14 protein-coding genes and 1 other annotated feature are annotated in these 12,005 nt (G+C 44.1%); of the genes, 1 reads left to right on the top strand and 13 read right to left on the bottom strand.

All coding sequences use genetic code 11. The features are described 5' to 3' along the window. Positions 1 to 150 precede the first annotated feature (150 nt). Positions 151 to 696: a bifunctional pyr operon transcriptional regulator/uracil phosphoribosyltransferase PyrR gene (gene pyrR, locus D4N35_RS02520; protein WP_120069504.1), complete on the bottom strand. Its 546-nt coding sequence runs from the start codon at positions 694 to 696 to the stop codon at positions 151 to 153. Positions 697 to 755: 59 nt separating this feature from the next. On the opposite strand from pyrR, the gene D4N35_RS18030 reads away from it, so the two are divergent. Beyond that, the gene (locus D4N35_RS18030; RefSeq protein ID WP_164876269.1) at positions 756 to 917 is read left to right on the top strand and encodes a hypothetical protein; all 162 of its coding nucleotides are present in this window, start codon (positions 756 to 758) and stop codon (positions 915 to 917) included. Here D4N35_RS18030 and D4N35_RS02515 read toward each other — a convergent pair. The 12 genes from D4N35_RS02515 to spoIIGA all read right to left on the bottom strand — a co-directional run bounded on the left by D4N35_RS02515 (position 880) and on the right by spoIIGA (position 11,769). After that, positions 880 to 1,791 (bottom strand): RluA family pseudouridine synthase, encoded by a 912-nt coding sequence (locus tag D4N35_RS02515; protein WP_120069501.1) that lies wholly within the window; start codon positions 1,789 to 1,791, stop codon positions 880 to 882. The genes D4N35_RS18030 and D4N35_RS02515 overlap by 38 nt on opposite strands. Then, positions 1,778 to 2,254, bottom strand: coding sequence for a signal peptidase II (gene lspA, locus D4N35_RS02510; protein ID WP_120069498.1), 477 nt, complete (start codon positions 2,252 to 2,254; stop codon positions 1,778 to 1,780). The genes D4N35_RS02515 and lspA overlap by 14 nt, the downstream gene beginning before the upstream one ends. Before the next feature lie 135 nt (positions 2,255 to 2,389). After that, positions 2,390 to 5,149 (bottom strand): isoleucine--tRNA ligase, encoded by a 2,760-nt coding sequence (ileS, locus tag D4N35_RS02505; protein ID WP_120069496.1) that lies wholly within the window; start codon positions 5,147 to 5,149, stop codon positions 2,390 to 2,392. Positions 5,150 to 5,201: 52 nt separating this feature from the next. Continuing rightward, positions 5,202 to 5,432: a binding site (T-box leader), on the bottom strand. A gap of 52 nt (positions 5,433 to 5,484) precedes the next feature. Beyond that, on the bottom strand, positions 5,485 to 6,000 hold the full coding sequence (locus D4N35_RS02500) for a DivIVA domain-containing protein (protein ID WP_120069493.1): 516 nt from the start codon (positions 5,998 to 6,000) through the stop codon (positions 5,485 to 5,487). A gap of 90 nt (positions 6,001 to 6,090) precedes the next feature. Continuing rightward, positions 6,091 to 6,867 (bottom strand): YlmH family RNA-binding protein, encoded by a 777-nt coding sequence (locus D4N35_RS02495; RefSeq protein WP_120069490.1) that lies wholly within the window; start codon positions 6,865 to 6,867, stop codon positions 6,091 to 6,093. A 54-nt stretch (positions 6,868 to 6,921) separates the two neighbouring features. Then, complete coding sequence (locus D4N35_RS02490) at positions 6,922 to 7,185, bottom strand: YggT family protein (protein ID WP_120069487.1); 264 nt, start codon at positions 7,183 to 7,185, stop codon at positions 6,922 to 6,924. A gap of 5 nt (positions 7,186 to 7,190) precedes the next feature. Next, entirely contained in the window at positions 7,191 to 7,634 is a 444-nt protein-coding gene (locus tag D4N35_RS02485) for a cell division protein SepF (RefSeq protein WP_120069484.1), read from the bottom strand. Positions 7,635 to 7,651: 17 nt separating this feature from the next. Then, a complete protein-coding gene (locus D4N35_RS02480; RefSeq protein ID WP_120069481.1) occupies positions 7,652 to 8,326 on the bottom strand; it encodes a YggS family pyridoxal phosphate-dependent enzyme in 675 nt (224 codons plus the stop codon). A 94-nt stretch (positions 8,327 to 8,420) separates the two neighbouring features. Then, on the bottom strand, positions 8,421 to 8,696 hold the full coding sequence (locus D4N35_RS02475) for a YlmC/YmxH family sporulation protein (RefSeq protein WP_120069479.1): 276 nt from the start codon (positions 8,694 to 8,696) through the stop codon (positions 8,421 to 8,423). A 97-nt stretch (positions 8,697 to 8,793) separates the two neighbouring features. Further along, positions 8,794 to 9,576, bottom strand: coding sequence for an RNA polymerase sporulation sigma factor SigG (gene sigG, locus D4N35_RS02470; RefSeq protein ID WP_120069475.1), 783 nt, complete (start codon positions 9,574 to 9,576; stop codon positions 8,794 to 8,796). A gap of 511 nt (positions 9,577 to 10,087) precedes the next feature. Continuing rightward, positions 10,088 to 10,807 carry an RNA polymerase sporulation sigma factor SigE gene (gene sigE / locus D4N35_RS02465; protein ID WP_120069472.1) on the bottom strand — a complete coding sequence of 240 codons (720 nt, stop codon included), beginning with the start codon at positions 10,805 to 10,807 and terminating at the stop codon, positions 10,088 to 10,090. A gap of 35 nt (positions 10,808 to 10,842) precedes the next feature. Further along, a complete protein-coding gene (spoIIGA, locus tag D4N35_RS02460) occupies positions 10,843 to 11,769 on the bottom strand; it encodes a sigma-E processing peptidase SpoIIGA (RefSeq protein WP_120069468.1) in 927 nt (308 codons plus the stop codon). Between the last annotated feature and the right edge of the window lie 236 nt (positions 11,770 to 12,005).

The following is a 12,005-nucleotide window of genomic DNA, read 5'->3' as shown; positions in this document are numbered from 1 at the left end:
CGCTCACCGTTCTTTCTAAGATTGTCATAAAAAAACCCTCTATGCCTTTATTCCGGCAAAGAGGGTTTGCAAAATGAAGCCGGCACAATTTTCCGGCTTCCCTTTAAAAACCTCCCTTTGCCAGTCTCACGGGACTGAATTAAAAGGGTATTATTCACTTTCATAAATTCCTACCTGATCATGCCCGTCTGTTTCCATAAGTTCAACAACAATTCTCTCAAGACTTGAAGTAGGAATGTTTTTACCGATAAAATCTGCACGGATCGGCAGTTCACGATGTCCTCTGTCAACCAGAACAGCGAGCTGGATTTGAGATGGACGGCCGATGTCGACCAAAGCATCCATGGCAGCCCTCACTGTCCTGCCTGTATATAAAACATCATCCACCAAAATCACTTTCTTATTCTTGATATCGACCGGAAGGTTTGATCCTAAGACCTCCGGTTCGGTACTTTCCGTTTTAATGGTCAAATCATCCCTGTAAAGCGTGATATCCAATTCACCGACAGGTATGTCTTCGCCTTCGATGCGTTTAATCCGATCGGCCAATCTCTGTGCGAGATCAATTCCCCGTGTTTTGATTCCGACCAATACACAGTCTTCAATCCCTTTGTTCCGTTCAATAATCTCATGCGCAATTCTGGTCAATGCCCGATGTATTGCTTTTTCATCAAGAACAATTGCTTTCGGCTTCACGTTTTCCACACCCCTTTACAATGAAAAAAGCCCTCCCGCGGCTCAGCAGGAGGGTACAAATGATGACAACAGAATATCAGCATATCAATCAATGCAAATTAATCCGTACCTTCCCGGCCTCACGGGACCGATTTAAAGGTTCATATTCAACTATAATCAATATAGCCTTCACCGGGATGATTGTCAATGATTTTGTCGAAGTTTATTTAGCAATTGAATAAAATAATCCGGCAGCGGGGCACTGAACTCTTTGTACTCCCCTATGCGGGGGTGCAAAAACCCAAGAACCCCTGCATGCAAAACCTGCCCGTCAGTGGACAGTGTATTTCGCGGCCCATATTTTGGATCCCCAACGAGCGGATGCCCGATATATTTCATATGGACTCTGATTTGATGAGTCCTGCCGGTTTCCAGGGTACATTCCAGAAACGTATAAGGTTCGAGCCGCTCCAGTACAGTAAAATGGGTAACCGCCAATTTTCCTTTTTCGTTGACGGCCATGCTCTGGCGTTCGATCGGATCCCTTCCAATCGGGGCATCTATCGTTCCGTGATCATGCGGAATCACCCCATGGACAAGAGCAAAATATTTTCTCGTTACTGTTTTATCCACTAACTGCTGAACAAGCTTTTCATGGGCTTGGTCATTTTTTGCCACCATTAAAAGACCGGATGTATCCTTATCGATTCTATGGACGATTCCCGGTCTCAAAACGCCATTGATTCCCGACAAATCTTTGCAATGGGCCATCAGCCCGTTCACTAACGTTCCGGATGGATGGCCCGGTGCAGGGTGGACAACCATCCCTTTCGGCTTATTGACGACAAGCACATCCCCGTCTTCGTAATAAATGTCAAGATCCATTTCCTCCGGTTCAACATCAAGAGGCTCCGGATCCGGCACCTGTATAACAATAAGATCATTTGAGCTGCATTTATAATTTGCTTTGACCGATTCCCCATTAACGGAAATATGTCCGTCCTTTATCCATTGCTGCACTTGGGAGCGCGACCAATTTTCACCGATAGCGGCAACCAGTTTGTCAATCCGCTCCCCGCTTTCTTCTTCCTTTACCCGGTAGTCAACTTTTTCCATGTTCACTCACCTTTTCTTTTCGTTCTTCCTTAAACATTTGGATAAAAAGAAGGATGACGCCAATGGTCAAGGCCGAGTCGGCAATATTGAAAATGGGGAAATCATATCCAAATATATATGTATCCAAAAAATCGACAACTTCTTTTCTAAACAGGCGGTCAATGAAATTGCCGACCGCTCCCCCCAAAATAAAAGCGAGGCTGACCTGGAACAAAGGCTTGCCTTTGGCCTGCGTCTGCATATAATAGATGATCCCGGAAACGACGATGAGCGTTATAATATAGAACAGCCACATTTGGCCTTCCAGCATACCCCACGCCGCCCCTTTATTGCGATGGGAAGTGAGATAAAAAAAATGATCTATGATTTTAATGCTTTCTCCGATTTCCATATTACGGACGACCGTCCATTTAGTGAACTGGTCCAAAATAATGACAAATAATGCGATTAAATAATAACCCACGAGCAAACCCCCGAATCGAAAAAGTTGTTCTTTTGAATTTTAGCATAAAAGGCGGAAATTAAATAGTTATTATAAGCTCAAAGAAAACGGTATTCCAATAACGGAAGAAGCCCTCCAAGGACGGAGGGCTGATTTTTACTTGAGTTGTTCAACAACTGATGCACAACGCGGGCAAATGGTGGGATATTCTTCCACTTTTCCCACTTCAGGTGTTACGACCCAGCATCGTTCACATGTTTCGCCGTCGGCTTTTTCAACAACAACCGCTGCCTTATCAAGCTTCAAAGCCTGTTCCGGCGCTTCATCATATGATCCGGCCACTTCGAACCCGGAGACGATGAACAATTGTTTCAAACTCTCGGAGATGCTGTCAAGCAAGTTTTTGACATCTTCATTAACATATAAGCTTACTTTGGCAGTTAATGATTTTCCGATTACTTTTTCATTCCTTGCTTCTTCCAATGCTTTTAACACGTCGTTCCTGACAAGAAGGAATTCTTTCCATTTCTTCTCGAGCTCTTCGGCATTGGCAAACTCCTCCACTTCCGGCATATCAGTCAACTGGACGCTTTCCTCCTGTACTCCGGGGATATGTGTCCACACCTCATCTGCCGTATGCGGCAAAATCGGCGATAACAGTTTTGCCAAAGAAACTGCACACTTATACATGACAGTCTGCATCGCTCTTCTTTCAAAGTTGTCTTCCGCCTCGATATAAAGAACATCTTTTGCAAAATCCATATAAAACGAACTCAGATCAACTGTACAGAAGTTATTGACCGCATGGTAAATATCGGCAAACTCGAATTCGTCATATGCTTTAAGCGATTCTCTGACCAAATTGTTCAGCCTGATCAACAAAAATTGATCCACTTCCCGCAGTTCATCAAATGCCACAGTATTTTCTTCCGGTTTAAAGTCAGCAAGGTTGCCAAGCAGGAAGCGGAATGTGTTCCGGATTTTCCGGTACACCTCACTGACCTGCTTCAAAATGGCGTCAGAAATTCTTACATCCGACTGATAATCAACGGATGCCACCCATAGACGGAGGATTTCTGCCCCAAATTGGTTGGTCACTTTTGCCGGAACAATGACATTTCCAAGGGATTTACTCATTTTATGGCCTTCTCCGTCAAGGACAAACCCATGGCTCAAAACACCTTTATAAGGGGCGTTTCCTGTAACGGCCACGGCAGTCGTCAAAGAAGAGTTGAACCACCCGCGATATTGGTCCGAGCCTTCCAAATAAAGGTCGGCCGGGCGTCTTAAGTCATCTCTTTCCACTAAAACTCCCTGATGTGAAGAACCGGAATCAAACCAGACGTCCATAATATCCGTTTCTTTTGTAAAGATCCCGTTAGGGCTTCCCGGATGGGTAAAGCCTTCAGGCAGCAATTCAGATGCCTCTTTCTCAAACCAGATATTGGACCCGTGTTCACGGAAAAGCTCTGATACACGGGAAATCGTTTCATCCGTAATAATGGCTTCACCATTTTCGGCATAAAATACCGGAATTGGCACTCCCCATACCCTTTGACGGGAGATACACCAGTCTCCGCGGTCCCTGACCATATTATAAAGCCTTGTTTCTCCCCACTTAGGCACCCACTTGACCTCTTTGACAGCTTCAAGGATGTCTTCCCTGAAATCTTTGATCGAAGCGAACCATTGGGATGTCGCCCGGAAGATGACCGGCTTTTTGGTCCGCCAGTCATGCGGATACGAGTGAGTAATGAATTCCAGCTTTAACAACGCACCGGCTTCTTGAAGCTTTTCTGTAATCGGTTTATTGGCCGCATCATAAAACAAGCCTTCAAACCCAGGAGCCTCTTCTGTCATATGCCCTTTGTCGTCAACAGGGCAAAGGGCTTCAAGCCCATATTTTTGGCCAATATTGAAGTCGTCTTCCCCGTGTCCCGGAGCAGTGTGGACGCAGCCGGTACCGGAATCCATCGTCACGTGTTCACCTAAAATGACAATCGAATCTCTGTCATAAAACGGATGCTTGGCAACTACGAACTCAAGGTCCTTTCCTTTCATTGTTGCCGCAACATTGGCATCCTGCCAATCAAGTACTTCTTTTAAATTTGACACAAGGTCTTCTGCGGCAATGTACTTTTTCCCTTCATGTTCAATCACAGCGTAGGTGAAGTCAGGATGGACCGCAATAGCGAGGTTTGCAGGAATTGTCCATGGGGTTGTTGTCCAGATAATAATATTGCTTCCATTTTCGACAACCCCTTTTCCATCCGTCACTTTAAAAGAAACATAAATAGACGGCGAGCGCTTATCTTTATATTCAATTTCTGCCTCTGCAAGGGCCGATTCACTGGAAGGCGACCAGTAGACAGGCTTCTTCCCTTTGTAAATATATCCCTTTTTGGCCATCTCCCCGAACACTTTGATTTGTTCGGCTTCATACGCGGGCTTCAGTGTAATGTATGGATTTTCCCAATCTCCTCTGATTCCCAGGCGTTTGAATTCCGTTCTCTGATTGTCAATTTGCTCGTATGCGTATTGCGCGCATTTCTCCCTGAATTCGGCTACAGACATTTCCTTGCGGTTGACCCCTTTATTGGTAAGTGCCTGCTCGATTGGGAGTCCATGTGTATCCCAGCCGGGAACATATGGAGCGCAGAAGCCGGCCATTGATTTGTACCGTACGATGAAATCCTTTAATGTTTTATTAAGGGCGTGGCCCATATGAAGGTCACCGTTGGCATACGGCGGCCCATCATGCAAAATATAAAGCGGCCTGCCTTTCGTACGCTCCTGGACTTTTTGATAAATGTTTTCCTCTTCCCACTTCGCCTGCATTTCCGGCTCTCTTTTCGGCAGATTTCCACGCATGGGGAAGTCCGTTTTCGGCATGAGCAGCGTATCTTTGTAATCCAATGCATTTTCCTCCTTGTTTAGTTTAGTCTTAAACAAAAAAACTTCCCGCCCCAAAAGGGACGAGAAGACTGTTTTCCCGCGGTACCACCCAAATAGACAATTACATTATCATTGCCCGCTCATAAATCCGTATCGTGGATGAATCGCTCTTTTCTACTTGCCAAGCTTTCGAATCGAGTACTCGAGGGTGATTTTCCAAGTCTCTTCCATTTCCGGGCTTCCACCATCCCCAGTTCGCTTTCAACGGAAAATGAGACTGTACTCTCCCTTTCATCGTTTAAAACATATAAATAATTTATTCCATTATATGAGAATCGTAAATCGGGAGTCAAGTTTTAATCCAATTCTTCGACTTCTTCCAAGGAGTTCAGTTCGGTTGCATCCAGTTCAAATTCCATGAGCTGATCCCAATCATCATTATTGATCAAATCGAGCTGGGCTTCAATCAGCATTCTGAACCGTGTGCGGAATACTTTTGACTGCTTCTTTAATTCCTCAATTTCAAGTGCGATTTTACGCGCTTTGGATAACGACTCATTGACAATCCGGTCAGCGTTTTTCTCCGCTTCCCTTATGATGAGTTTCGCTTCCTTCATCGCGTTGCCTTTCACTTCTTCTGCAGCTTCCTGGGCTACAACAATTGATTTGTTGAGTGTTTCTTCAATTGTGCTGAAATGCCCAAGCCTCTCATTCATTGAGGCGATCTTTTCTTCGAGTTCTTTTTTTTCCCGGATGACCAATTCATAGTCTTTTATGACCTGATCCAGAAACTCATTGACTTCATCCTCATCATATCCCCGAAATCCTTTGCTGAACTCCTTGTTATGTATATCGACTGGTGTTAACGGCATCTTGCCACCTCCATTGCTAACGTCTATTATTCTTATCTTATTATACTCGAATTTCGTCTAAAATTGGCGGGTTTCTTTTTTATTTTAATATTATTTTAATAATCCAATTTTCAGCCTTGCCTTGTTTTTCTTCGTAGTGCCCAACAGTCCGATGATTTTACATCTTCCAAGCCTCCGTGCGGAAATGAGGTCACCCTCCATGCATTCCGCAGCGGGGTTTTCAACTGTTTTCCAATTCAGTTTAACAAGCTTCTGTTCAATCAACACTTGCGATTTTTGTCTTGATAAATTGAATGCCGCGGAAATGATTCCATCCAGCCTTAATGATGCGGCTGATATTTCCTTCTCTTTCCACTGCTCCGGCACCTGGACGGCCTCTTCCAACGGAAGTTTCCGCAGCTGTACGGATGCCCGCCCGATTTCCTGTAATTCCGTCATTAAAAATGATTCGATCTCTTCATTTGAAAAAAACTGAATACGGTCACCATCGGCCAGAATGTCGCCAAACTTATCCCTCTTTACCCCTAATGACATTAAAGAACCCAAAACCATGGGGTGTTCAATCTTAATAAATTTACGCGGATACTCTATTTCATATAAGCCAATATGAAAATCCTTTTCTTCAGGCTTAAAATATTCCGGATATAAAAGGGCCCTTTTTCGCTCGCTCCGCTCCCTTCCTCCGAAAAATCCATATTGGACATCCGCCCCATCCCCTATGACAGACTGTAGAATAAATTGCTGCCGCGGATCCAGAAAATCGGTCAACTTGGGTGCATATGTATTTTCAACATACTCTTTCCAATCCAGTACCGTATCGATAAATGGCTTTTCTTCCGGCCTGAAGTGCTGATAGATTGATGACATTCTCACAACTCCTAAACAATAGAAAAAAGGAGAGCCCATCAGCTTTCCTCTTTTTTAGCTTACCCATCTGGCGATTTCCCACAGGCCCGCTGTAGCCAGCCTGAGAACCAAAAACGCAACAATCGGGGATATATCAATCATTCCAAGCGGTGGGACAATTCTTCGAAAAGGTTCCAAATAAGGTTCACAAATTCTTCCAAGAAGCTGGCCTATCGATGACTCCCTTGCATTTGGAAACCAGGACATCAATATGTATATAATCAATGCCCATGAATATAGGCTAATCAGCTGCACTATAATCGCTATGACAAAATTCATGCCGTTTAGGACCACCTCGGATCTTCGTAATTCTCATCATCAAACATTTCAGTAATGTTTCCAGATACTTCCACATTATCCGGGGTGCAAAGGAAAATATCCCTGCCAACCCTTTGGATATCACCGCCAATCGCATAAACCGTTCCGCTTAGAAAATCTACTATCCTGATAGCTTGATCATGCTGGATCCGCTGCAAATTGACTAAAACCGCACGGCGATTGACAAGATGGTCGGCAACTTCCTGCGCTTCTGCATACACTCTTGGTTCAATCAGTATGACCTTTGAAGATTGCTGCACGCTTTGAAGGCTGACAACATTTTGTTTTCGGCTGGATGCTGTCTTCGCGGGCTGCTTTTCTGCTTGAGGTTCAACTTCATTTTTCTCTTCTTCGTATTCGTATTCATCTTCTAATAGGAAAAAATTTTTGAACTTTGATTTAATGCCCATTTCCGGCCTCCTTAGCATCATTCTCCGACAAGGGCAGAACCTATCCGTACGAATGTCGCCCCTTCTTCAATGGCTATTTTATAATCATTTGACATGCCCATCGATAACTCGTGACACGGTGCATGCCTTAATCCAAGCCCTTCAACTTCCTCCTTAAGGTTCCTGAGCCGGCGGAAGCATGTACGCAGAACCTCTTCATCATCTGTATATGGAGCCATTGTCATTAACCCGATGACCTCAATATTTTTATAAGGCTCAAGCTTTTGTATAAATTCTACTGTATTTTCTGGCTGAAGGCCATGTTTGGATTCCTCCCCGGAAACATTGACCTGAATAAAGCATTTTATCCTCTTGTCTGCGCGTTTATTAATTTCTTTTGCCAATGACATTCGGTCGAGCGAATGGATATACTCCACCTTATCGATAATGTTTCTGACTTTCCTGGATTGAAGGGTTCCAATAAAATGCCAAAGCGGCTTGTCCTTCAATACTTCCCACTTGGCGAGTAATCCATCGTCGCGGTTTTCTCCAAGATTCTGTATGCCGGCCTCCAAAGCTTCGGCTGCCCTTTCAGCCGAAACATACTTCGTAACCGCCACGATATGAATATGTTCAGGATTACGGCCAGACCGTTCGCATGCTTCCGCTATCTGACCTTGAATAAAAGCTAGATTCTCTTTTACATCTCTCACGTTGATTACCCCTATTGCGTCTTCTTGTTTTTTCCTTAAAAATAGACATTTTCTTAAGTGTACCATAAAAGCATGCAAACGGCATCCGATTTATTTAGTCTTTTGGCGTTCCAAGCTGCTGCTGTGTATATTGGGATCCGTTGTACCTGACAAGAATGACATCCTCCCCGATTTTGATGATCTGATTCCAAGGGATGACAACTTCATCATCCTTTCCAAAAAAGCCGAGCAGTTTTCCTGCAAAACTTATAATGATCGATTCTATCCTGCCGCTATCCAAATTAATCTCAATGTCGCTTATATTACCCAGTTTTCTCCCATCTGATATGTTGACAACATCCTTTACTTGAAACTCCGAAATTCTCACCATATTAATTCCCCGCTTCCGCTTCTTTTATAATCTATATATATGCAGTAAAAAAAGGGTCAGACCCCCTTTACTGCAGTAAAGGGGGTCTGACCCCATCTCATTGAACATTAATATTCTTATTCATTTGTTTAATGGCGGCCTTTTCCAGCCGGGACACCTGCGCTTGGGAAATCCCGATTTCCTCTGCCACTTCCATTTGTGTTTTGCCTTGGAAAAAGCGCTTTCGAATGATCATTTTTTCCCTGTCATTGAGCCGCTGCAGTCCGTCATGCAGTGCAATCTCCTCGATCCATTGACTGTCACGGCTTCTCTCGTCACTCAACTGATCCATTACGAATATCGGATCGCCGCCGTCATTATAAATCGGCTCAAATAATGATACAGGGTCCTGTATAGCGTCCAGCGCAAAAACAACTTCTTCATGGGGTATTTCCAATTCCCTGGCAATCTCGGCCGCTGTAGGCTCTTTGGAGGTTTTTGCCATGAGGCGTTCTCTTACATGGAGTGCTTTATAAGCGATATCGCGCAATGACCGTGAAACACGGATGGGATTATTATCCCGCAAGTAACGGCGAATTTCTCCTATGATCATCGGGACGGCATAGGTGGAAAACCGGACATTCTGGCTTAAGTCAAAGTTGTCGATCGATTTCATCAAACCGATGCAGCCGACCTGGAATAGGTCATCCACATACTCTCCCCTGTTGTTAAACCGCTGGATGACGCTTAACACCAGACGAAGATTCCCATTGATCAATTTTTCTCTTGCTGTTAAATCACCCTGCTGCATTTGCTTTAGAAGTTCCCGCATTTCCTCGTTTTTCAGGACAGGGAGCTTTGAAGTATCCACACCGCATATTTCTACTTTATTTCGCTTCACTTATTTCCCTCCTAGCAGGAGTTGCTAGAAATAAGTATCTCCGGAGGAGGAAAATATATGCATGGCTAAACTTGTGGAAGCATAAAAAATATAGAAAGGAATTCATTAAAAACAGGTGTGATGATGGATCTATTTCGCTTGTTGAGCATACTATAAAATTCCATACCTTGAATAACTTATTTTTTACTAAATGCTGCGTCTGGCTCCAGCGCCTATCGACTAGCAGACTTCGCGCTTAATGTGCTCCTGCGGCGTAGCTTATTCGAGGATGTTTGGCTCACCTCGTCGCAAAGCTGCACGACGCCAACTCGAGGAAGCATCACACGAGGCCATCTCAAGTAGTAGCTTTCCTACGATAAGTCAACATCGGCTCCGACGTACAGGATGTGCTAGTGCAGGCGATGCGACAGGACGTCGCTGCTTGAGCCTGCCTTCCTCGCCGTGTTTCCTGTATCTCGTCGGAGGCACTCCAGTCCGTACGTCGATGAGCAAGGCGCTTCCGCTTTTCTTATTAAATCATTTTGTTAAATTCTTTGCGAAGCCGCTTGATGATTCTTTTTTCAAGACGGGAAATATAGGACTGGGAAATACCTAAAATTTCGGCCACATCTTTTTGCGTCTTCTCTTCCTCTCCAGCCAAGCCAAATCGCAATTCCATAATTTGCTTTTCGCGTTGAGTCAGTTTTTGCAGAGCAGTCAGCAAAAGCTTCTTGTCAACGTGAGCTTCTATATCCCTTGTAATGATATCATTATCTGTCCCCAAAACGTCGGATAAAAGCAGTTCGTTTCCGTCCCAGTCAATATTTAACGGTTCATCAAAGGACACTTCGGACCTGATTTTATTGTTCCGTCTCAAATACATTAATATCTCATTCTCAATGCATCGTGATGCGTATGTAGCAAGCTTTATTTTCTTTTCCGGATTGAATGTGTTCACCGCTTTGATCAGGCCGATTGTTCCGATGCTTATTAAATCTTCAATATTGATGCCCGTATTTTCAAATTTTCTTGCAATATATACAACTAGTCTCAAATTCCTTTCAATTAACATGGACCTCGCCGTCTTGTCTCCATTTGGGAGCTTTTTGAGCAATATGGCTTCCTCTTCCCTGGAAAGAGGCGGGGGCAAAGCTTCACTCCCTCCTATATAATAAATTTCATCGGATTTCCAACCCAGCTTCTTGAGGACCTTATACCAGTAATAGGTGAGATGCAAGCGAATTTTTTTCACGCAGTCTCCTCCTCCCATATTATTCGAACATGTGCCTAAGATGCGGTTTGCACGACAGCCTGTTCCACTATTGCAGGATGGACAATGCATTGGAAGCGGCCGTCGCTGGATAATTCTTGGTCTGTAAAAATGATCAGGGCTTTCTGGACAGCCTTCCGCTCGTCCTCCATCTGAAGATATATGGCTTCAGGCTTGAATGCACAATGCAGCCGGTTATTGGCTCCAAGTGTCTTTGCAGGTATCAGCCTCATCTTCTCGCTCCATATCTCCGGAAGTTTATCTGCCAGTTCAATAGGATTGTTATTCTTGTCTGACAATTGCAGAATCTCCTCCGGCAGCTGATCCTTAAATGTGGATACGGCTGCAATCATAACAGGCGTTTTGGATATGGGGTCATACAATTGATTTCCGCTGTCAATCAATCCTTTCAATTGAAGATCGAGTCCATTGATTTGAATGGTGACATCAATTAGAACATCATACTCAATGGAAGAGATAGTCAAATCCTCAACTCTTTTCCTCGAAAAATGCCAGGCGATCGGAAACGCTGCTGCTACAAACAGCCAGCTGACCGGGTCTCCGAATCCACGGAGACCTTCCAACGATACAGCAGTCCTCAGCTTCAGATCATAAGTCAGAAAATAATGGGTTCCCATTAAAATTCCGCCCATCAGAAAGGTCGAGAAATAGAATGTCAGCAAACAGGAAAGGAAGGACTTGAATCTCTTAAATCCAAATACTGTCAAAACCATGCAAATGGAAATGCCCATTTTCATAACTGGGTGGCTGGCAACAGAAGCCAATGGGGTTAAAGCGAACAAAATCAGGCATGAACCCATCAACCCGCCCGCCAGAACTTTCCATATTTTCACCTGTCTCTTTAAAAAGATGGCGGTAATCCACAGCAGCAAGCTGTCCGCCAGGAAATTCAACAACCAGATGACATCCATGTAAATGACCATGATTATTATAAGGCCCCCCTCCAAAGAGGCTAAAAAATTAAGAATACCTGGCTTTTTCTATTAATGATTAGTATAGCGGACGACAAAAATGGAATGTGTCACTTCCTGTACGAGAAACTAGAGAAATTTTCACAATTTACATCGAAGAATGACTAATGAGGGAGAGAACTTATAATAGGGAGTTCACGTCAAATTCGGGGATGTAAAAGAGTAAGAAAAACCGGGCAAAAACCGCC

It is taken from the genome of Siminovitchia fortis (assembly GCF_003605365.2).
GTDB classification, from domain to species: domain Bacteria; phylum Bacillota; class Bacilli; order Bacillales; family Bacillaceae_C; genus Siminovitchia; species Siminovitchia fortis.
The sequence above is the reverse complement of the archived record's forward strand: the minus strand, read 5'-3'. Positions and strand labels throughout refer to the sequence as shown.